Origin of the sequence: Streptomyces sp. NBC_01217 (genome assembly GCF_035994185.1) — a bacterium.
Lineage (GTDB): Bacteria > Actinomycetota > Actinomycetes > Streptomycetales > Streptomycetaceae > Streptomyces.
On the sequence record NZ_CP108538.1, the window covers coordinates 8,556,724 to 8,580,466 of the forward strand.

Consider the following 23,743-nt stretch of genomic DNA (forward strand, 5'->3'; position numbering starts at 1 on the left):
CTCCCCTAAGCAGGCACATGTTAGATAAGGTTAGCCTTACCTAGCAATGGTTGAGGAGGGCTCACATGCGAGTCGTCATGTTCGGGTACCAGACCTGGGGACACCGGACGCTGCAGGCTCTGCTGGACTCCGAGCACGAAGTGGTCCTGGTTGTCACCCATCCAAGAAGCGACCACGCGTACGAGAAGATATGGAGCGACTCGGTCGCCGATCTCGCCGAAAAGCACGGCGTACCAGTGCTGTTGCGCAACCGCCCGGGGGGCGTCGAGCTGTTGGGCGCGCTCAGGGACGCCGAGCCCGACATCATCGTGGCGAACAACTGGCGTACCTGGCTGCCGTCGGAGATCTTCGATCTGCCGCCGCACGGCACGCTGAACATCCACGATTCGCTGCTGCCCACGTACGCCGGTTTCTCCCCGCTGATCTGGGCCCTCATCAACGGCGAACCGGAGGTCGGCGTCACCGCGCACCGCATGGACGCCGAACTCGACATGGGCGACGTGCTGTTGCAGCGTTCCGTCGCGGTCGGTCCGCACGACACCGCGACGGACCTGTTCCACCGCACGGTCGACCTGATCGGTCCGCTCGTCACGGAGTCCCTCGACCTCATCGCCTCCGGGCGGGCCGTATGGACGCCGCAGGACCGTTCCCGGTCGAGCTTCTTCCACAAGCGGGCCCTGGAGGACAGCCGGATCGACTGGACCTGGCCCGCCGAGGACCTGGAGCGGTTCGTACGGGCCCAGTCCGACCCGTATCCCAACGCCTTCACCCATCACCGGGGCGAACGCATCCGGATCCTCTCCGCGGCCGTCTCCGAGGGGCGGTACGGAGGGACTCCCGGACGGATCTTCATCCGGGAGGGCGAGGGGATCGTCATCGTGACCGGCGCCGGGGCGCGCTCCGGGCGGCTGCCCGGTCTCGTGATCAAGCGGGTGCGCACTGAGGACGGCACCGAACACGCGGCGACTGACTACTTCCGCACGATGGGCGGCTATCTGACACCCCGTCCGTGAGCGGAGGGACCCCGGAGGGCCTCGGCCCCCGGGGTCCTTTTGTGTTGTGTCTACGCGCCCGTGACGGCGGCGGGAGCGGAGTCCGGAGCCTGGTCGGCCCCCTCGTGGTGACGGCCCATCGGAATGACCATCGGAGTCCGGCTGACCGGATCCTCCCCGATCACGCAGCGCAGCCCGAAGACGTCCTCGACGACGGCGGCGGTGATGATCTCGGCCGGGGTGCCCTCCGCCACGATGCGGCCCGCCTTCATGGCGACGATGTGGTCGGCGTACCGGCACGCCTGGTTGAGGTCGTGGAGCACCATGACGACCGTACGGCCCTGATGCCGGTTCAGGTCCGTGATCAGGTCGAGGACGTCGATCTGGTGCGCCAGGTCGAGGTACGTGGTCGGCTCGTCCAGGAGCATCACCGGGGTGCCCTGGGCGACCGCCATCGCGATCCAGGCCCGCTGCCGCTGGCCGCCGGACAGTTCGTCGACGGCCCGGTGCGCGAGGTCGCTCATCGCCGTGGCGCGCAGCGCCTCGTGGACGGCCTCCTCGTCGGCGGCCGACCACTGCCGCCACCAGGTCTGGTGCGGCGCACGGCCCCGCCCCACCAGGTCGACGACGGTCAGTCCCTCGGGGGCGACCGGCGCCTGCGGCAGGATGCCCAGTTTCTGGGCGAGAGCCCGGGTCGGGATCGAGTGCACCGCGTGGCCGTCGAGATGGACGGCACCCGACTTGGGCGTGAGCAGCCGGGCCAGGGCCCGCAACAGGGTCGACTTACCACAGGCGTTGGCCCCGACTATCGCCGTGATCCGCCCCGAGGGGACCGCGAGGTCCAGATCCTCCACGACGACCCGGTCGTCGTAGGCCAGGCGCAGTCGCTGAGCCCTCAGGTCGGGGCCGTCGGCGAGCCCTTCATACGTCGTCGTTGTCACGTCTTCAGCCTCCTGAACCGGCGCGGTTCGCGCGGACGAGCAGCCACAGCAGGACGGGAGCACCGAGCACTCCCGTCACGATCCCGACCGGAAGCTCGGTGCCGGGGATCAGTTTCCGGGCGGCGAGGTCGGACCCGAGCACCATCACGGCGCCCGTCAGCCCCGCGGCGAAGGGCGGGGGGAACGCCGTACCCGCCAGGCGCTGGGCGACCTGCGGGGCGGCGAGCGCCACGAACGCGACCGGTCCCGCGGTCGCCGTTCCGAACGCCACCAGGCCGACCGAGACGAGCAGCACCGAGACCCGCACCGTCTGCACCCGGGTGCCCAGGCCGCGGGCCACGTCCTCCCCGAGTTCCAGGGTGCGCATCAGGCGCCCGAGCAGCAGCGCCGTCGGCAGCAGGACGGCCAGGGCGAGGGCGAGGGGGCCGATCTGGCTCCAGGTGCGGCCGTTGAGGTTGCCGACGAGCCAGCCGAGCGCGGCCTGTGCCTGGAAGCGCTGGCCGCGGGCCATCAGGTAGTCGGTGGCGCTGGTGCAGATCCAGGACACGCCGACGCCGACCAGGACGATCCGGTAGCCGGTGGTGCCCCGTTTCCAGGCCAGCGCGTACACGAGCAGCGCCGCGGTCAGGGCGCCGAACAGGCCGAGTGCCTGCGTACTGAGCCCGCCGTCCCAGCCGAGCACGATGCCGGCGACCACGGCCACACCGGCGCCCTGCGTGATGCCCATCATGTCGGGGCTGGCGAGCGGGTTGTGCGTCATGGCCTGGAGCAGGGCGCCCGACACGCCGAACGCGACGCCGACCAGCAGCCCCGCCAGGGAGCGCGGCAGGCGCAGCTCGTGGACGATGAGCCGGGTGCCGGGGTCGCCCCCGCCCACCAGGGCCCGCGTCACATCGGAAAGCGACAGGGGAATGTCCCCGACCGCGGTTTCCACACAGAACGCCAGGAACGCGGCGGCGACGAGCACCAGCGACACGGCCAGCAGCCTGGGCCGCAGCAGCCCGGACACGGGCGGGGCGGCGAGCCGGAAGGTGACCCGCCCGGCGGTGCGCCGCAGCGGCGTCCGGTCCGTGGGGTCCTTCCGGCCGTCAGGACCCTTCCGGCCCGCCACCGGTGTGAGCTCGGTCGTCATGGCTTGGGGCTCCACTGGGTCGGTCGGCAGGGCTGGGGTATGGGTGACTCGGTCCGTACGGCAGGCGATGCCATGGGCCGGTGGGGGAGCGGTGACGACGGGGCCGGTGGGGCCCCGGGCGCCGTGCGCTCGCACGGATCGGCCTGCGCTGTCCGGGCCGGCGTCACCGGCTGTCCGTTCCGGTCTGCGTCGCGGCGCGTGGTTCCGTGTCGCCGGTTCGTACCGTTCGCCGCCCGGTGTGTGCGGCTGTCATGGCTCACAGCTCCGCCAGGCGTCGGCGGCGGACCATCGCGATGAAGAACGGGCCGCCGATGAAGGCGACGAGGACGCCGGCCTGGATCTCGATCGGGCGCTCGATCAGCCGGCCCGCGATGTCGGCGGCCAGCAGCAGGCAGGGGGCGAGCACGGCCGACAGGGGCAGCAGCCAGCGATGGTCGGGGCCGACGCCCGCGTACTGGGTGAGGACGCGCGCGATGTGGGGCACGACCAGGCCGACGAAGACCACGGGGCCGATCACGGCGACGGCTCCGCCGGTCAGCAGGGTGACGGCCACCACGCCCTGGATGCGCAGCAGTCCGAGCTTGAGTCCGAGGGACGTCGCGACGTCGTCGCCCAGCGCGAGGCTGTTGAGGGACGGGGCGCAGGCCAGGGCGAGCACGGCGCCGACGGCGAGGAACGGCAGCACCCGCAGAAGAACCTCCGAGTCCTGGTCGGCGAGCGAGCCCGCCGACCAGAAGCGGTACCGGTTCAGGGCGTCCGGGTCGGTCAGGGCGACCGCGCTGGTCAGCGAGAACAGCACGGAGGTCACCGCCACTCCGGCCAGGGCGAGTTTGACCGGCGTCGAGCCGGACCGGCCGAGCCCGCCCAGGAAGTAGACCAGCACGCTAGCGGCCAGCGCTCCGGCGAAGGCGAACCAGATGTAGCCGTACACGGAGCCGATGCCGAGGACGCCGACGGACAGGACGACGGCGAAGGCCGCGCCCGCGCTGACGCCCAGGATGCCGGGGTCCGCCAGGGGGTTGCGGGTCAGCGCCTGCATCAGCGCGCCGGACAGGCCGAGCGCGGCCCCGGTGGCCAGGGCGAGTGCGGTGCGCGGCAGCCGTACCGACCAGATCACATTGTCCACACGGCTGTTGGGCGCATGGCCCAGGAGCGTGTCCCAGACCTGGTCGAGGGGCACGGCGAGTGCCCCGTACGCCATCGAGAGGGCGCACAGCACGATGAGTACCGCGCACGACAGCACCAGCAGCAGTACCGCGCGGGGGCCCGTGGCCGCCCGGACCGTAGAGGTCCCCACGTCAACTTCCTTTGGTCAGGCTTGCCTTAACTGTAGAGCGAGTTCACCCCGTGTCCCACCCTCGGGGTGTCCGCCCCGCACGGGCACTGTGAATTAGGTAATCCTTACCTTACTATTGCGCCGATCCCCCGGCTCAGGGCCGGGACGAAGCCCGGGGAGGCGCGTAGCTGTGTGCGGGTCCGAAGAAGTCCTGGCCTATTGGCGACGAATGCTCACCCCGCCCCCGCCGGAGACCGCGCTGCCCATTGACCGGCCGCATCCGCCGGAGCCGGACCCCGGACGTGTCGGCCGCGTCCTCACCGGTCTGCCCGGCGCGTCCGACGCCGTGCTGCTCGCCGCCTTCGTCGCCCTGCTGCACCGCTACAGCGGAGCCGCGGACCTGACCGTGGGGCACGACGGGCTGCCGGTACGGGTGTCCGTCGATCACGAACCCACCTTCCAGGACCTGGTACGGCGGGTGGCGCAGGCCCAGGAGGAGGCGGCCGCCCACCGGCTGTCCGCCGGACTTCTCGCCGACGAACTGGCCCCCCGGCCGACGCGCGGCGGCGGGCTCTTCGTCAATGTGGCGTTCGGCACCGCCCAGCGGCCCGCCGGAGAACTGCCCGGCCCGGTCGACCTGTCGCTGGAGGTGGCCGAGGGTGCGGTACGGGCGACGTACCACCCGGCTCTCTTCGACGGCACGACCGTGGAGCGGCTCCTCGGCCACTACCGGACCCTCCTCGCCGACGCGCTGGAACGGCCCGGCACGCCCGTCGCCAGGCTCGCGCTGATGGACCCGGACGAGTACCGCCAGGTCGTCCTCGACTGGAACGCCACCGAGCACACCGTCCCCGCCGGCACCTGGCCCGCTCTCTTCGCCGAGCAGGTCCGCGCCCGCCCCGACGAGATCGCCCTGGTCTTCGAGGACGAGCACCTGACCTACGCCGAACTCGACGAGCGGGCCAACCGGCTCGCCCACGCCCTGATCGCCCGGGGCGCCGGGCCCGAGCACATCGTCGCGCTGGCGCTGCCCCGCTCCGCCGAGCTGATCGTCGCCGAGGCCGCCGTCCTCAAGTCCGGCGCCGCCTACCTGCCGATCGACCACGACTATCCCGCCGACCGCATCGCCTACATGCTGGGAGACGCGGCCCCCGTCTGCCTGGTCACCGACGAGGAGACGGCGCGGGAGCTGCCCGAGCGCTCCGGCATGACGACGCTGACACTCGACGCGCCGGGCACGGCCCAGGAGCTGGCGGGCCGTCCGGCCCACGACCCCACCGACGCGGACCGGGGCGCACCCCTCACCGTCCTGAACGCCGCCTACGTCATCTACACCTCGGGCTCCACCGGACGCCCCAAGGGCGTCGTCCTCGCCCACAGCGGTGTCGCGGGGCTCATCGCCACCCAGCGCGAACGGTTCGGCATCGGCCCGCACAGCCGGGTCCTCCAGTTCGCCTCGCCCAGCTTCGACGTCGCGTTCTGGGACCTGTGCCTCGGCCTGCTCTCCGGCGGGCGCCTGGTCGTCGTACCGGCCGAACTGCGAGTGCCCGGCGCACCGCTCGCCGACTACGCGAACCTGCACGGCATCACCTTCATGATCCTGCCACCCGCCCTGCTCGCCGCGATGCCCGACGACGTCCGACTGCCGCCCACCGCGACCCTGCTGGCGGGAACCGAGCGGGTCTCCCCGGAGCTGGTGGGCCGCTACGCCCGGGGCAGGATGATGTTCAACGCCTACGGCCCCACCGAGGCGACCACCAACTCCACACTCGGCCTGTGCGACCCGGACATCCCGGCGGGCTCCGTCGTCCCGATCGGCGTGCCCGACCCGGGCACCCGCGCCTACGTCCTCGACGACTGCCTCGGCCCCGTCCCCGCGGGTGTCACGGGTGAGCTCTACCTCGGCGGTGCGGGGCTGGCCCGCGGCTACCTCGGCCGCCCGGACCTGACCGCCGAACGGTTCGTCGCCGACCCCTTCGGCGCCCCCGGCGAAAGGCTCTACCGCACCGGCGACCTGGTGCGCCGACGGGCCGACGGGCGGCTGGAGTTCCTCGGCCGCGCCGACGCCCAGATCAAGATCCGCGGTTTCCGCATCGAGCCGGGCGAGATCGAATCCGTACTGCGCGCCCACCCGGCCGTCGACCAGGTCACCGTGGTCGCCCGCGAGGACCGGCCCGGAGACCGCCGCCTGGCCGCCTACGTCGTCCCGGCGCTCGACGCCCCGCGCGGCGACGGCGACCCGGACGGCCAGGTCGAGGAGTGGCGCGAACTGCACGAACTCCTCTACCGCGCGGCCGGAACCGAGGGCCGGCGGGAGAACGCGGACGGCTTCCGCGAGAACTTCGCGGGCTGGAACAGCATGTACGACGGCCGGCCCATCCCGGTCGAGCAGATGCGGGAGTGGCGCGCGTCGACCGTCGACCGCGTCCGCGAACTCGGCGACGGCCGCCGGGTACTGGAGATCGGCGTCGGCAGCGGCCTGATCCTGTCCGCCGTCGCGCCCCACTGCGAGGCCTACTGGGGCACCGACCTCTCGCACGAGGCGATCGCCACCCTGCGCGCCCAGGTCGAGGCGTCCCCGGAACTCGCCGCCAAGGTCGAGCTGAGCACCCGGCCCGCGCACGACACCGACGGTCTGCCCACCGGATACTTCGACACCGTCGTCCTCAACTCCGTCGCCCAGTACTTCCCGAGCGACGGCTACCTCGTGGACGTCCTGCACCGGGCCACCGCACTGCTCGCGCCCGGCGGGTGCATCCTCGTCGGAGACGTCCGCAACCTGCGGCTGCTGCGGACCCTGCGCGCGGCCGTGGAGACCCGGCGCGCGAGCACGGCCGACACGGGGGCCGCCGCGGACACCGAGGACAAGAGCGCACTGCGCGAGGCCGTCGAACGGTCGGTGCGCTGGGAGGGCGAACTCCTCCTGGACCCGGACTTCTTCGCCTCCCTCGACGGCTTCGAAGCCGACATCCGCATCAAGCGCGCCACCCACCACAACGAACTCAGCCGGTACCGCTACGACGTCGTCCTGCACCCCGGCGCACGCACGAGCGCCGCACCGGACGAGCGCGAGGTCCCGTGGAGCGAGGCGGGCAGCAGCGTCACCGGGCTCGCCGGGCTGCTGGCCGGACGTCCGGCCCGGCTGCGGATCACCGGTGTGCCCAACGCCCGTCTCGCCGACGACCTCGCCGACCTGCGCGCGCTCGACGGCAGCGGTGGCGCGGCCGCCCCCGGCATCGACCCCGAGGACATCCACACCCTGGCCGCCGAGCACGGCTACCGCGCGGCGACCACGTGGAACGGCGCCTCCGACGACGGTGCGTTCGACGCCGTCCTCACCCTCGACGGCCCCCTCACCGGCCTGTACCGGACCGCCGCCGGATACGCCCACGCCAACCGCCCCGCACCCTTCCGTGACGTGACGGCGCTGCTGCGGACCCTGCGCGGGCACGCCGCCGAGTGGCTGCCCGACTACATGGTCCCGTCCGCGTTCGTCCCCCTGCACACCCTGCCCGTCACCCCCAGCGGCAAGATCGACGCACGGGCCCTGCCCGCCCCCGACTACGCGGCCATGAGCTCCGGACGGCCCCCGCAGACCCTGCGCGAAAAGCTGCTCTGCGGCCTGTACGCCGAGGTGCTTGGCCTGGAGTCGGTGACGGCCGAGGACGACTTCCTCGCCCTCGGCGGCGACAGCATCACCGCCATCCAACTGCTGGTCCGGGCCCGGGAGGCGGGCCTCAGGCTCACCACCCGCGAGGTGTTCCGGCACCGCACGGTCGAGGCGCTCGCACAGGCCGCCGTCATCCGCACCGAGGACGGCACGGCCACCGACACACCCCTGCTCGACGTGGACGCGGCCGAACTGGCCGAGATCCAGGGCACCGCCCCGCTCGCCGTCGAGGAACTCCTGCCCCTCACCCCGCTTCAGCAGGGCTTCTTCTTCCACGCCCTGACCGGCGGCGCCGACGGCGACTCCTATGTGGTCCAGCAGGTCCTCGACCTCGACGGCCCGGTCGACGGGCCAACACTGCGCCGCGCCGCCCAGCGGCTCCTGGACCGCCACGCCCCGCTGCGGGCCGCCTTCCGCCGGCGCCCCGACGGCACCCCCGTACAGATCGTCACCCGGGGCGCCGAACTGCCCTGGCGGGAGGTCGAACTGTCGGACCGGGACGGCACGGTCCAAGAGACCCTGGGCGAGGCGGTCGCCGAGGACGAGCGCGCCGCCGGCTTCGACCTGGCCGCCCCGCCGCTGCTGCGATGCGCCCTGATCCGCCTCGGCGCACACCGCAGCCGACTCGTCCTGACGTTCCATCACATCGTGGCCGACGGCTGGTCGCTGCCCGTCCTGCACCGCGAACTCATGGCGTTCTACGGCACCGACACACCCCCGCTCGCCGAAGTCACCCCCTACCGCGCCTTCCTGCGACGGCTCGCCGGGCAGGACCGCGACGCCGCCCGCGACACCTGGCGCACGGCCCTCGCGGGCCTGGACGAACCCACCCGCCTCGTCACCGCCCCGCCCGTCGGCGGGCCCGTACGGCCCGCGCACATCCGCGTCGAGCTGCCCGAGCGGACCACCGCGCTCCTCGCCGACCGCGCCCGCGAGCACGGCGTCACCCTCGGTACCGTCGTGCAGGCCGCCTGGGGTCTGCTGCTCGGCAGGCTCACGGGCCGCGACGACGTCGTGTTCGGCACCACGGTCTCCGGCCGTGACGGCGAGGTCGACGGCATCGCCTCGATGGTGGGCCTGTTCATCAACACCCTGCCCACGCGCTTTCGCTGGGCACCCCGGGAGACCGTCGGGGACCTCCTGACCCGTCTCCAGGACGAGCAGGCACGGCTCCTGGACCACCAGCACCTCGGCCTGGCGGAGATCCAGCGGCTCGCCGGGCACGCGGGCCGGGGCGAACTCTTCGACACCCTCGTGGTGTTCGAGAACTACCCGGCCGAGGCCGACCTGCGCGACGCGTCGGGCACCGTGCGGATCACCGCCGACGCCTTCAACGACGCCGTCCACTATCCGCTGGCCCTCGTCGTAAAGCCCGGCCGACGCCTCGACCTGCGGCTCAAGCACCACGCCGAACGGCTCGGCGCCGACCGGGTCCGCGCACTCGGCGACCGGCTGGCCCGCGTCCTGGAGGCCATCGCCGCAGACCCGTCCCGGCCCGCCGCATCGCTCGACCTGCTGTCACCCGAGGAGGCGCTGCGCTCCCACCCGCACGGCGAGGAACGGGACGTCCCGGAGACCACCCTCGCCGAGGCGTTCGCCGAGCAGGTGCGCCGGACCCCGGACGCGACGGCGGTCGTATTCGGCAGCGAGCGGCTCACCTACGCCGAACTCGACACCAGGGCCGAGGCGTTGGCCGTCAGGCTGCGGCATCGCGGCGCCCGCCGGGGGGAGTTCGTCGCGGTCGCCGTGCCCCGTTCGGCGGAACTGATGGTGGCGCTGCTCGGCGTACTGAAGTCGGGCGCGGCCTATCTGCCCCTCGACCTGGACTATCCGGCGGACCGCGTGGCCCACATGCTCGGCGACTGCGGAGCGACGACGGTGATCTCGCTCTCCGGCACGGCCGATTGGCTGCCCGGGACCGCCCGCACGGGCGTCCTCCTCCTCGACGCGGAGGAGGAGACCCCGCAGTCCGGGACCGTCCCCGCGGCCCGCCCCGACGACCCCGCATACCTCATCTACACCTCCGGTTCCACCGGCCGCCCCAAGGGCGTGGTCGTCACCCACCGCGCCATCGTCAACCGGCTCGCCTGGATGCAGGGCGCCTACGGGCTGCGCGCCGACGACCGGGTGCTGCAGAAGACGCCGTCCAGCTTCGACGTGTCGGTCTGGGAGTTCTTCTGGCCGCTCCTCCAGGGCGCCGCCGTGGTCCTCGCCCGTCCCGACGGCCATCGCGACCCCGCCTATCTGGCCGGCCTCGTCCGCGACGAGCGCGTCACCACGATGCACTTCGTGCCGTCCATGCTGGAGGCGCTCCTCCAGGCCGACGAGGTCACCGGGCACCCCGCCTGGGCGGCCTCGCTGCGACGCGTGCTGAGCAGCGGCGAAGCGCTCCCGGCGGCCGCGGCCGCCCGCTGGCATGCCCTGACCGGCGTCCCGCTGCACAACCTCTACGGCCCGACCGAGGCGGCCGTCGACGTCACGCACCACCCCTTCGACGCCACCGACGAGGGACCGGTCGTGCCCATCGGGCGCCCGGTCTGGAACACCGGCCTGCGCGTCCTCGACTCCTGCCTGCGCCCGGTCCCCGACGACGTGCCAGGCGAGCTGTATCTGACGGGCGTGCAACTCGCCCGCGGCTATCACGCCCGCCCGGCGCTCACCGCCGACCGGTTCACGGCCGACCCCTACGGCGCGCCCGGCAGCCGCATGTACCGCACCGGAGACCTGGTCCGCCGCCGGACCGACGGGGTGATCGAGTACCTCGGCCGCACCGACCGGCAGGTCAAGCTGCGCGGCAACCGCATCGAACTCGGCGAGATCGAGGCCGCGCTGACGGCCCTGCCCGGGGTGGCACAGTCCGCCGCGACGGTATGGGACAACGCGCTCGTCGCGTACGTGGTGCCGTCGGCGCATGCCGCCACGGACACGGGCGCCACCGCCCTGCGCGACGCCATCGCCGCCACCCTTCCCACCGCCCTCGTGCCGAGCGCCTGGGTGGTCCTGGACGCCCTTCCGCTCACCCCCAGCGGCAAGCTCGACCGGGCCGCGCTGCCCGCCCCGCAGGCCGTGCGGGCCCAGGCCCGCGCCCCGCGCAGCCCCCGCGAACGGCTCCTCACGGAGATCTTCGCCGCTGTACTGAAACTGCCGGACGCCGGAGTCGACGACGACTTCTTCCTGCTCGGCGGCGACAGCATCACCTCCATCGCCGTCTCCAGCCGCGCCCGACGCGCCGGCCTCGCCATCGACCCGCGCGACGTCTTCGAGCACCGCACCCCGGCGGCGCTCGCCGCCGCCGCGGCCGTGGACGAGCCCACCGAGAACGGTGCGGCCGGTGAGGCCGCCCCCGCGTTCACCCTCACCGAGGAGGAACACGCCCGCGTCGAGCGGCTGGCCCCCGGCCGCGTCGAGGACGTATGGCCGCTCGCTCCCCTCCAGGAAGGCCTGTTCTTCCACTCCACGTACGACGACAGCACCCTGGACGTCTACACCGTCCACGAGTCGTTCGACTTCGCCGAACGCGTCGACACCGGGCGGCTGCTGGCCGCCACCCGCACCCTGCTCGCCCGCAACCCCAGCCTGCGCGCCGGGTTCACCAGCGAAGGGCTGCGCCAGCCGGTGCAGTTCATCGTGCGCGACGCGCAGATCCCGCTGACCGAGGTGGACCTGTCCGGGCTACCCGCGAGCGAACAGGACGAGCGGATGCGGGAGTTGATGGACGAGGAACGCTCCCGCCGCTTCGACCTGACCCGCCCGCTGCTGTTCCGGATGCTGCTCGTACGCCTGGGCGAAGGGCGCGGCGACCGCCTGGTGATAGGCCGCCACCTGATCCTGTGGGACGGCTGGTCCGCCTGGCTGTTCCTGGACCAGCTGTTCGCCCTGTACGAGAACGGGGGAGACCCCGAAGGCCTCGCCCGACCCGGCTCGTACCGCGACTACCTGACCTGGCTGGAGCGGCAGGACGACACGGAGGCCACCCGCGCCTGGCGCACCGCCCTGTCCGGTTTCGACGAGCCCACGCTCCTCGTGCCCACGGCTTCCGACCGCGGCCTGGAACCGGTGATCCCGGAGCAACTGGACACCGTCCTCGCCCCGGAGGTGGCCGAGCGGCTGCGCGACACGGCCCGCAGCCACGGCCTCACCCTGAACACCGTGCTCAACGCGGCCTGGGGCCTGGCCCTCGCCTCCGTGACGGGCCGCATCGACATCGCGTTCGGCACGACCGTCGCCGGACGCCCCAGCGAGGTGCCGGACGTCGAGAACGTCATCGGCATGTTCCTCAACACCGTGCCCGCCCGCATCGCCCTCGACCCGCGCGAGCCGGTGCTCGACCTGCTGCGCCGCATCCAGGGCGAACGACTGGCGCTGATGCCGTACGAGTACCTGGGCCTGGGCGTGCTCCAGGCCGAGACCGGCCACCGCCGCCTGTTCGACACGCTGTTCGTGCTGCGCAACGCCGACACCGACGAGCGGCTCGCCGAACTGCGCGACCGGCACGGCGCCACCGCCGTCGCCAACGTGGACGCCACCCACTACCCGGCCAACCTGGTCGTCACCCCCGGCGAGCGCGTCCGCGTCACCCTCGCATACCGGCCGGACCTGCTGGACGACGGGTACGCTCGCACCCTGCTGGACCGCTTCGTGCTGCTGATCGACCGTCTGGTGGCGGATCCGTCCGCACCCGTCGGCTCGCTCGACCCGGTGCTGCCGGCCGAGGCCGCCGAACTGGCCCGCGAGGACGCAGAGAACCGGCGGCCCGTGCCCCACGAGACAGTGGCGGACATGCTGGCCGCGCAGGCCGCCCGCACTCCAGGGGCCACGGCCCTCGTCTTCGGCGCCACCACACTCACGTACGCCGAACTCGACGCACGCTGCAACCGCATGGCCCGGCTGCTGATCGCCCGGGGCGCCGGACCCGAACGCGTCGTCGCGCTGGGCCTGCCCCGCTCCATCGACACGGTGGTCGCCCTCTTCGCCGTTCTGCGCACCGGCGCCGCCTACCTGCCGCTGGAGCTGGACCACCCGGCCGAACGGCTCTCGCTGATGCTGGCCGACGCCCGCCCGCTGCTCCTGCTGTCGACGCGGGCGGTCTCGGGCACCCTCACGGGAGACATCCCGCGGCTGCTGCTCGACGACCCCCGGACGGCCGCGGAGCTGGCGGCCCTGCCCGACGCCGCCGTCTCGGTGTCCTTCCGCCTGGACCACCCGGCGTACGTCATCTACACCTCCGGCTCCACCGGCCGCCCCAAGGGCGTGGTCACGCCGTACGCCGGTCTGACCAACATGCAGCTCAACCACCAGAAGGAGATCTTCGCCCCGGCCATCGCCTCGGCCGGCGGGCGGCGGCTGCGGATCGCGCACACCGTGTCGTTCGCCTTCGACATGTCGTGGGAGGAGCTGCTCTGGCTCGTCGAGGGCCACGAGGTGCACATCTGCGACGAGGAACTGCGCAGGGACGCCACCGCACTGGTGGCGTACTGCGAGGAGCACCGCGTCGACGTGGTGAACGTGACCCCGACCTACGCCCATCTCCTCATCGAGGAGGGCCTGTTGGAGGGGCACCGGCCGCCACTGGTGCTGCTCGGCGGCGAGGCCGTCACCGAGACGGTGTGGAACACCCTGCGGGACACCGAGGGCACCTACGGCTACAACCTGTACGGGCCCACCGAGTACACCATCAACACACTCGGCGGCGGCACCCACGACAGCGCGACCCCGACCGTGGGCCGCCCCATCCGCGCCACCCGCGCCCGCATCCTGGACACCTGGCTGCGGCCGGTCCCGGACGGCGTGGCCGGCGAGCTGTACATCGCGGGAGTCGGCCTCGCGCGCGGCTACCTCGACCGGGCCGGCCTGACCGCCGAACGGTTCGTCGCCGACCCCCACGGTCTCCCCGGCGAGCGCATGTACCGCACCGGCGACCTCGTCCGACGGCGCCCGGACGGCAACCTGGACTTCCTCGGCCGCACCGACGACCAGGTCAAGATCCGCGGCCACCGGGTGGAACTGGGCGAGATCGAGACCGCCCTCACCCAGCACCCCGAGGTCTCCCAGGCCGCCGTCATCGCCCGCGAGGACACCAACGCGCCCGGCACCAAGCGCCTGGTCGGCTACGTCGTCCCGGCCGAACCCGACGCCGAGGCACGCGCGTCTGCCGAGCGGGAACAGATCGGCGAGTGGCGGGAGATCTACTCCGCCGAGTACGCAGAGATCGGCACGGCACTGTTCACCGAGGACTTCGCCGGCTGGGACAGCTCCTACGACGGCACACCGATCCCCGTGGAGCACATGCGCGAGTGGCGCGAGGCCACCGTGACCCGAATCCGCGAGCTGCGGCCCCGGCGGATCCTGGAGATCGGCGTCGGCTCCGGCCTGCTCCTGTCCCGGCTCGCCCCGGACGCCGAGGCCTACTGGGCGACCGACTTCGCCGCCCCCGTCATCCGCAAGCTCGGCGAGGACCTGGAGGCCGAACCGGAGCTGGCCCGCAAGGTGGAACTGCGCTGCCAGGCCGCCGAGGTGACGGACGGTCTGCCGGCCGGCTACTTCGACACCGTCGTCATCAACTCCGTCGTCCAGTACTTCCCGAGCCTGGACCATCTGCACCAGGTGATCCGCGGCGCGCTCGGACTCCTCGCGCCCGGCGGCGCCCTGTTCGTCGGCGACGTACGCGACCTGCGCCAGGCGCGGGTGTTCCAGGCCGGAATCCAGGCAGCCCGAGCCGGTGCGGACGCGGAGCCCGAGGCGCTGCGCCGGGCCGTTGACCGGGGCCTCGCCCTGGAGAAGGAACTCCTCGTCGACCCGGACTGGTTCACCACCCTCGGCGTCGGTGTCGACCTGCGCACCAAGGCGGGGCGGCACCACAACGAGCTGACGCGCTACCGGTACGACGTGGTGCTGTACGAGGGCGACGCGCTCTCCCTGGACACCGCCCCCGGCGTCGACTGGGCCGGGCCGGACGCTCTCCCCGCCCGCCTCGACGGCAGCGCGCCGCTCCGGGTGCGCCGCATCCCGGACGCCCGTACGGCCGGCGACCTCGCAGGGCTGCGCGCCCTGGACACCGGACGCCCGGCAGGTGTGGGCGCGACGGGGGTGGAACCGGAGGACCTGAGGGAGACGGCGCAGGCACACGGCTACCGGCTGCTGACGACCTGGTCCGACGAACCCGGCTGCTACGACGCCGTGTTCGTCCCCGGCACCGAACCCCGGCGCACGGCGGGCCTGTACGGGCCGCGTGCCGGCCGCGGCGATGCCCCGTTCGCCAACACCCCGGCCGGCGGCCGCGGCCACACCGCGCTCATCAGGCGACTGCGGGACGACCTCGGGCAGCGGCTGCCCGGCTACATGGTGCCCGCCGCCTTCGTGGTCATGCCCGGGCTGCCGATGAACGACAACGGCAAGCTCGACATGCGGGCGCTGCCGGACGCCGAGCCCGCCATGGCCCTGTCGGCGGGGCGCGGGCCGCGCACCCCCGTCGAGGAGGTGCTGTGCCGTCTGTTCGCCGAGGTGCTGGGGCTGCCCCGGACCGGCGCGGAGGACAACTTCTTCGACCTGGGCGGCCACTCGCTGCTGGCGACCCGGCTGATCAGCCGGGCCCGTACCGAACTGGGCGCGGAGCTGGCGATCCGCGACCTGTTCGAGGCACCCACCCCCGAGACGCTGGCGCTGCGGGCGGCGGCCGGGCACCCTACCCGCCCGGTGCTGGAGCCCGCAGCCGAACGGCCCGTCCGCATTCCCCTGTCGGCCGCCCAGCGCCGCCTGTGGCTCGTGGAGCGGATCACCGGGGACGGCGTCGCGTACAACTTCCCGCTCGTGTTCCGGCTCCGCGGCGTCCTGGACATCGACGCCCTCCGGGCCGCGCTGAGCGACGTGACGATTCGTCATGAGGCCTTGCGTACACGGTTCGTGGAGGCGGACGGAGAGCCGTACCAGTGGATCGCGGCGCCCGGGGAGGCCGAGCCGGAGTTCCGCGTCGACGACTGCGCCGAGGCCGGTCTGGCGGGGCGGATCGAACAGGCTCAGCGCCGTCCGTTCGACCTGAGCACCGAACTCCCGGTACGTGCCGAGGTGCTGCGCCTGGCCGCCGACGACCACGTGGTGGCCGTGGTGCTGCACCACATCACCACCGACGAGTGGTCCGACCGGCCCTTCCTCGCCGACCTGCACCACGCCTACACGGCCCGGACCGCGGGCCTGGCACCGCAGTGGACCCCGCTGCCGGTGCAGTACGCCGACTACACCCTCTGGCAAGGCCGCCTGCTCGCCGAGGTGGAGGACGAGCAGCTCGCCTACTGGACGCGCGCCCTGAGCGGGCTCCCGGAGGAGATCCCGCTGCCCCTGGACCGCCCCGGCGCCGCCCGCACCACCGGACGCGGGTCCGTCGTCCGCGCCACGCTCCCGGACGCGACCGGGGCCGCGCTGAGGGAGCTGGCCGGCGCCCACCAGGTCAGCATGTTCATGCTGTTCCAGGCCGCCACCGCAGCGCTGCTTCACCGGCTCGGCGCCGGGGAAGACATCCCGCTCGGCGCACCCATCGCAGGCCGCACCGACAGCGCGGCGGACGACCTGGTCGGCTTCTTCGTCAACACGCTCGTACTGCGCACCGACCTGTCCGGCACCCCGTCCTTCGCGGGGCTCCTCGGCCGGGTGCGGGAGGCTGCCCTGGCCGCGTTCGAGCACCAGGACGTGCCGTTCGACCGGGTCGTCGAGGCGGTCAACCCGGTCCGGACGGCCGACCGCAACCCGCTCTTCCAGGTGATGCTCGGCTACCACCACCGCCCCGACGGCGACCCCGACCTGTTCGGCCTGCCCACCGAGTGGTTCGACATGGACACCGGCATGGCCAAGTTCGACCTCGACTTCACCTTCGTCGACCACGGCCCCGGCCGCGACATGGCCCTCCTGCTGGAGTACGCCACCGACCTCACCGACGCGGAGACCGCCGCCGGGCTCACCGAGCGACTGCTGAGCCTCCTGGAGCAGGTGGCCAGGGACCCCGAACGTCCGCTGCGGACCCTGGACGTCCTCACCGAGGCGGAGGAGACGGCCGCCGCGACCGACTGGAACGACACCGCCCGGCCGGTGGAGACCCGGTCCGTGCCGGAGATCCTCGCCGACGTCGTCCGCACCCGGCCCGACGCTCCCGCCCTCACCACCGGTGCGACCCGGCTCACCTTCCGGGAACTGGGCGAGCGGGTGGACGCCGTGGCCCGGCTCCTGATCCGCAGGGGCGCCCGCGCCGAGCGGGTGGTCGCACTCGCCCTGCCCCGGCACCTCATGGTCCCCGCCCTGCTCGGTGTACTGACGTCCGGGGCGGCCTATCTGCCGCTCGACCCCGAATACCCGGCCGACCGGCTGGAGTTCATGCTCCGCGACACCGCCCCGCTGTGCGTGCTCACCACGGCGGAGCTGGCGCCGAAGCTGCCGCAGGGCTGCCCGGTCGTACTCCTGGACGACGCGCTGCGTCAGGAAGCGGCAGAGGAGAACCGGGCCGCCGTGACACCTGCCGTGACCCCCGCCGCCTCCGGCGCCGCGTACGTCATCTTCACCTCCGGATCGACCGGCACTCCGAAGGGCGTCGTCGGCACCCACCGCGGGCTGAGCAACTTCTACGCCGCCCACCGCGACGACCTCATCCGGCCCGCCGAGCGATCCCTCGGCCGTACCGGGCTGCGGGCCGTGCACGCGGCCTCGTTCAGCTTCGACGGCTCCTGGGAACCGCTGATCTGGCTGCTCGCCGGGCACGAACTGCACGTCACCGACGAGGCCACCATGGCGGACCCGGCCGCCCTGCTCGCGTACCTGGGCCGGGAGAGGATCGACTTCCTCGACGTCACCCCGACCTATCTCCGCGAGCTGATCCACCACGGCTTCCTGGACCCCGGCGCCCACCTCCCCGGGGTGATCGCCGTCGGCGGCGAGGCGACCCCGGCGCCGCTGTGGGAGCGGCTGCGCACCCTGCCCGGAACCCAGGTCCACGACCTGTACGGGCCCACCGAGAGCGCCGTCGACGCCTACGGCTGGCACAGCGACACCTCCGGCAGCTGGGCCGCACCGCTCGACAACATCCGCGCCCACGTCCTCGACGAGGCCCTGCGGCCCGTCCCGGCCGGCGTCACCGGCGAGCTGTACCTCGCCGGAGAAGGACTGGCCCGCGGCTACCTGAACCGCCCCGGCCCGACCGCCGAGCGGTTCACGGCCGACCCGTCCGGCGTGCCCGGCAGCCGCATGTACCGCACGGGCGACCTCGTCCGGCGCCGCAGGAATGGCGCCCTGGAGTTCCTGGGCCGGGCCGACGGACAGGTCAAGCTGCGCGGCTTTCGCATCGAACCCGGTGAGATCGAGGCACTGCTCGCCACGCACCCCGACGTGGCCACGGCCGCGGTCGTGGTGCGCGAGGACACGCCCGGGGTGCGCAGGCTGGTGGCGTACGTCCTCCCGGCCGGCGGCCGCGTCCCCGAACCGGCGCAGCTGCGCGGCCACGCGGCCGCAGCCCTGCCCGCGCACATGGTGCCGACGGCCTTCGTCACCGTGGCCGCCCTGCCGCGCACGGTCGCCGGCAAGCTCGACGCGAAGGCGCTGCCCGCCCCGGACCTTGCCGCGCTCACCTCCGGACGCAGGCCCCGCACCCCGCGCGAGGACCTGCTGTGCGAGGCGTTCGCCGCCGTCCTCGACGTGCCCGAAGTGGGCATCGACGACGACTTCTTCGCCCTGGGCGGCCACTCGCTGCTCGCCATGCGGCTGACCGCCCGCGTCCGGGCCGCGCTCGGCGCCGAGGTGTCGCTGCGCACGGTCTTCGACGCCCCGACGGTGGCCGGGCTCGCCCGGCACCTCGCGGACAGCGCCGAAGGGACGGGGACGACCCGCCCGGCCCTGACGGTCCGGCGGCGCCCCGACCGGCTGCCGCTGTCCTCCGCCCAGCGACGGCTGTGGGTGCTGTACCAGGTGGAAGGCCCCAGCGCGACGTACAACATCCCCTCGGCCTGGCGGCTGACCGGACGGCTGGACATGGACGCGCTGCGGGCGGCGGTGCTCGACCTCGTCGTCCGGCACGAGACGCTGCGCACGGTCTTCCCCGACGAGCAGGGCACGGCCCGCCAGCACGTGCTGGCGCCGCAGGAGGTCCGCATCCCCTTCAGGGTGACGGAAACGGACGAGGACCGGCTGCCCGAACTGCTGGCCCAGGCCGGGGCGTACGGTTTCGAGCTGGACCGCGAACCCCCGCTCCGCGTACAGGTGTTCCGCACCGGCGAGGAGCAGTGGACCCTTCTGCTGCTTCTGCACCACATCGCGGGCGACGAGTGGTCCGAGGGCCCGCTGAACCGGGACCTGGCGCTCGCCTACAGTGCCCATCGCGCCGGTCGGGCGCCCGAGTGGGAGCCGCTGCCGGTCCAGTACGCCGACTACACGCTGTGGCAGCGGGACGTCCTCGGCGACGAGAAGGACGCCGACAGCCTGGCGGCACGCCAGATCGCCTACTGGAAGCAGGCGCTGGCCGGGCTTCCCGAGGAGCTGGCGCTGCCCGTGGACCGGGCCCGCCCGCTGGAGGCGACCTACCGCGGCGGCTGCGCCGACCTCTCGCTGGACAGCGAGCTGGCCGCCGGACTGCACCGGTTGGCGCGCGACAACGGGGTCAGCGTGTTCATGGTGCTCCAAGCAGCCGTGGCCACCCTCCTCTCCCGGCTCGGTGCCGGCCACGACATCCCGATCGGCAGCCCGATCTCCGGCCGGACGGACGCGGGCCTGGACCAACTGGTCGGGGTCTTCCTCAACACCCTGGTGCTGCGCACCGACACGTCCGGCGATCCGACGTTCCGGGAGCTGCTCTCGCGCGTACGGGAATTCGACCTGGCCGCGTTCGACCACCAGGACGTGCCATTCGAGCGGTTGGTGGAGGTGCTCAACCCGGCCCGGTCGCTCGCCCGTCACCCGCTGTTCCAGGTGATGGTCGTCTACCTGGCGTCCGGCGGGGACGACACGGGACTGCCCGGGCTGAACGCCCGCCGGGACGACGTGGCGCAGACGACCGCCAAGTTCGACCTGTCCTTCGACTTCGTGGAACGCGGCGACGGCAGCGGCGTGGACGGCGTCCTGGAGTACAGCACCGACCTGTTCGACCATGCGACCGCGCAGTCCTTCGCGGACCGGCTGCGATGCGTCCTGCGGGCCGTGGCCGGCGACCCGGACGTGACGCTCGACCGCATCGACATCCTCGACCCGGACGAGCGGGCCAGGCTGCTCGGCGGCTGGCACAGCAGGCCGCTCACCAGCGAACCGACCACCGTGCCCGCCCTCTTCGAGGAGCAGGCGCGACTGCACGCCGAGCGGCCCGCCGCGGCCTCCGACGGCATCGAGCTGACCTTCGCCGAACTCAACGCGGACGCCAACCGTCTGGCCCGGCTCCTGGTCGCGGCGGGCGCCGGACCCGAGCGGTTCGTGGCGCTCGCCCTGCCGCGCACCGCACGGTTCCTGGCGGCCGTCCTCGCGGTCCACAAGGCGGGCGCCGCCTATCTGCCGCTCGACCCCGACGCACCGGCCGAACGCACGGCCGATGTCCTCGCCGACGCCGGAGCGGTCCTCACCCTCACCACCCGCGATCTGGCGGCCACCCTGCCACCAGGCACAAAGCCCCTCCTGCTGGACGACCCCGCCACGGCGGACCGGATCGCCACCCAGGACCCGGCCGACCTCACCGACGCCGACCGCAACGCGTCTCTGACACCCCGTCACCCCGCGTACGTCATCTACACCTCGGGCTCCACCGGTCGCCCCAAGGGCGTGGTCATCACCCACGAAACCCTCGGCCATCTCTTCCGCAGCCACCGCGAGACGCTCTACGCCCCGGCCGTCGAGGCCGCCGGGCGGCGGCACTTGCGCGTCGGCCACGCCTGGTCGTTCTTCTTCGACGCCTCCTGGCAGCCCCAGCTGTGGCTGTTGGACGGACACTGCGTCCACGTGCTGTCCGAGGAGGTGCGGCGCGACCCCGAACTGGTCACCGAGGCCGTGCTCCGGCACCGCTTCGACTTCCTGGAGGTCACCCCGTCGTTCTTCGCCCAGATGGCCGACAGCGGGCTGCTGAACGGCGGCGACTGCCCGCTCGCGGTTGTCGGCGTGGGCGGCGAGGCCGTCCCCGTAGCCCTCTGGCAGCAGCTCGCCGCCTTGCGCGGAACCGAGGCGTTCAACCTGTACGGGCCGACCGAGTCGACCGTGGACGCGCTGGTCGCACGCGTCCGCGACAGCGAACGCCCGCTCGTGGGGCGGCCGGTGGCCGGCACCCGCGCCCATGTGCTCGACGACCGGCTGCAACCGCTCCCGCCCGGTGTACCCGGAGAGCTCTACCTCGCGGGCGGCGGTCTCGCCCGCGGCTACCTGGGCAGCCCCGGGCTGACGGCCGAACGATTCGTGGCCGACCCGTTCGGCCCGCCCGGCTCACGGCTCTACCGCACCGGCGACCTGGCACGCTGGACCGCCGACGGGCGGCTCGACTATCTGGGCCGCGCCGACGACCAGGTCAAGATCCGCGGCTTCCGCATCGAGCCCGCCGAGATCGAGGCCGCACTCACCACCCATCCCGCAGTCGGACAGGCCTTGGTGATGGTCCGTCAGGACGGCCCGCGCAAGCAGCTGGTGGCCTACGTCGTCCCGGCTCCCGACGCCGTGCCCGACCCGGCCCTGCTGCGCGCCCATGTCGCCGGCCGGCTGCCGGACCACATGGTCCCCGCGGCCGTCGTGGCCATGGAGAGGTTCCCGCAGCTGGCGAACGGCAAGCTGGACCGGTCCGCCCTGCCCGCGCCCGACTTCCTGGCCCTGTCCTCCGGACGCCCGCCCGCCACCCCCGTGGAGAAGCTGCTCCGCAGGGTCTTCGCCGAGGTACTGGGACTCGAACACATCGGTGTGGACGACGACTTCTTCGCCCTCGGCGGCGACAGCATCGTCGCCATGCAGCTCGTGGGCCGGGCCCGCGCGGCGGGCCTCAGGATCACCCCGAGGCTGGTGTTCCGGCACCGCACGGTGGCCGCCCTGGGCGCGGTCGCCGAGGCCGCCGACGCCACCGCGTCGCGCCCCGAGGACGACGGCACCGGCACCGTGCCGCTCACCCCGGTGATGCACTGGCTGCGCGAACTGGGCGGCCCCGTCGCCACCTACCATCAGGCGGCACTGGTCCGCACCCCCGCGGACCTGGACCTGCCCGGCCTGACCGCCGTGCTCCAGGCACTCGCCGACCGTCACGACCTGCTCCGCGCCACCCTGGTACGGCCCTCCCGCGAGGACACCGAGGACTGGTCACTGCACGTGCCGCCCGCCGGGACGGTCGACGCGGCCGGATGGATCGAACGGGTCGACGCCACCGGCCTGGACACGGCCGCGCTGGGCGAAGCCGTAAGGGAGCACGCGCACCATGCGCGGGCCCTGCTCGACCCCGACGCGGGCGCCATGGTCAGGGCCGTGTGGTTCGACGCGGGCGACAGCCCGGGCCGCCTGCTGCTGATGGCCCACCACCTCGTCGTGGACGGGGTGTCCTGGCGGGTGCTGCTGCCGGACCTCGCGGCGGCCTGGCAGGACGTCTCCGCCGGACGCCCGGCCCGGCTCGTTCCCGTCGACACCTCCTTCGCCCGCTGGTCGCGGCTGCTCACCGAGCTGGCCCAGGCGCCGGGCAGGGAAGCCGAACTCCCCGTGTGGACGGCCGTCCTCGACGGCGGCACGGAACCCCTCCCGCTCACGAGGGAACGGGAGCCGGACCGCGACACCGGAGCGACCCGGCACGAGGTCGCGCTGCGCCTGCCCGCCGAGCGCACCGGACCGCTGCTGTCGGCCGTGCCCGCGGCGTTCGGCGCAGGGGTCAACGACGTGCTGCTGGCCGGGCTCGCGCTGGCCTTCGCCGACTGGCGGCGGCGGGCCGGCGGATCGGACACCTCGATCCTCGTCGACCTCGAAGGCCACGGCCGCGAGGAGGAACTGGGCGGGGACGGCGTCGACCTGTCCCGTACGGTCGGCTGGTTCACCAGCGTCTTCCCCGTCCGGCTCGATGCGGGACCGGCCGATCCGGCCGATGCGTTCACGGGCGGCCCGGCCGCGGAGGAGGCGGTGCGCAGGGTGCGCGCACACCTGGCTTCGCTCCCCGCGAACGGCGTCGGCTACGGCCTGCTGCGGCACCTGAACCCCCGCACCCGCGAGGCCCTGGCGAGCCGCGAACCCGCCCGAGTGGAGTTCAACTACCTGGGCCGGTTCGGGATCCCGGAGAACACCGACTGGTCCTACGCGCCCGAGGAGGACGCGGCCGACATCGGTGCGGAGGCGGCCATGAGGGAGGGCCACGCCCTGAGCATCAACGTGGTGACCGAGGACCGGGCGGACGGGCCGGTGCTGGCCGCCCACTGGTCCTATCTGGAAGGGCTGTTGCCACGGGAGACGGTCCAGGACCTCGCCGAGACGTGGTTCCGGGCACTGGAGGGCCTCGCCGCGTGCGCGGAGAGGACCATGAGGAGAGGAATGGAATGAGCAACCCGTTCGAGGACCCCGAAGGCGTCTACCTGGTGCTCGTCAACGACGAGAACCAGCACAGCCTGTGGCCGGACTTCGCGGACGTGCCGGCCGGCTGGAGAGTCGTGCACGGGCCCGAGTCGCGCCAGTCGTGCCTGGACCACGTCGAGGCCCAGTGGACCGACATGCGGCCCCGCAGCCTGGCCGAGTCGATGGGCTCCTGACACAAGAAGGGGAGGGGCCGACCGAGTCGGCCCC

General features: G+C 73.3%; 6 protein-coding genes. 3 read left to right on the plus strand and 3 right to left on the minus strand.

The annotated features are described in order from the left end of the window. Positions 1-65 precede the first annotated feature (65 nt). On the plus strand, positions 66-1,013 hold the full coding sequence (locus OG507_RS38195; protein WP_327371684.1) for a methionyl-tRNA formyltransferase: 948 nt from the start codon (positions 66-68) through the stop codon (positions 1,011-1,013). Between the two features lie 50 nt (positions 1,014-1,063). Here the strand turns inward: OG507_RS38195 and OG507_RS38200 are convergent, their stop codons facing one another. The 3 genes from OG507_RS38200 to OG507_RS38210 form a co-directional block, all read right to left on the minus strand. Further along, positions 1,064-1,933, minus strand: a complete 870-nt coding sequence (locus OG507_RS38200; protein ID WP_327371685.1) for an ABC transporter ATP-binding protein — start codon at positions 1,931-1,933, stop codon at positions 1,064-1,066. Positions 1,934-1,937: 4 nt separating this feature from the next. Continuing rightward, positions 1,938-3,065, minus strand: a complete 1,128-nt coding sequence (locus OG507_RS38205; RefSeq protein ID WP_327371686.1) for a FecCD family ABC transporter permease — start codon at positions 3,063-3,065, stop codon at positions 1,938-1,940. 256 nt (positions 3,066-3,321) lie between these two features. Further along, positions 3,322-4,362 carry a FecCD family ABC transporter permease gene (locus OG507_RS38210; protein ID WP_327371687.1) on the minus strand — a complete coding sequence of 347 codons (1,041 nt, stop codon included), beginning with the start codon at positions 4,360-4,362 and terminating at the stop codon, positions 3,322-3,324. Between the two features lie 208 nt (positions 4,363-4,570). Here OG507_RS38210 and OG507_RS38215 point away from each other — a divergent pair, with 208 nt between their 5' ends. Together OG507_RS38215 and OG507_RS38220 are read left to right on the plus strand one after the other, a co-directional pair. Then, positions 4,571-23,503: a non-ribosomal peptide synthetase gene (locus OG507_RS38215; protein WP_327371688.1), complete on the plus strand. Its 18,933-nt coding sequence runs from the start codon at positions 4,571-4,573 to the stop codon at positions 23,501-23,503. Next, positions 23,500-23,709: an MbtH family protein gene (locus tag OG507_RS38220; protein ID WP_327371689.1), complete on the plus strand. Its 210-nt coding sequence runs from the start codon at positions 23,500-23,502 to the stop codon at positions 23,707-23,709. Before OG507_RS38215 ends, OG507_RS38220 begins: the two co-directional genes overlap by 4 nt. Positions 23,710-23,743: the final 34 nt, after the last annotated feature.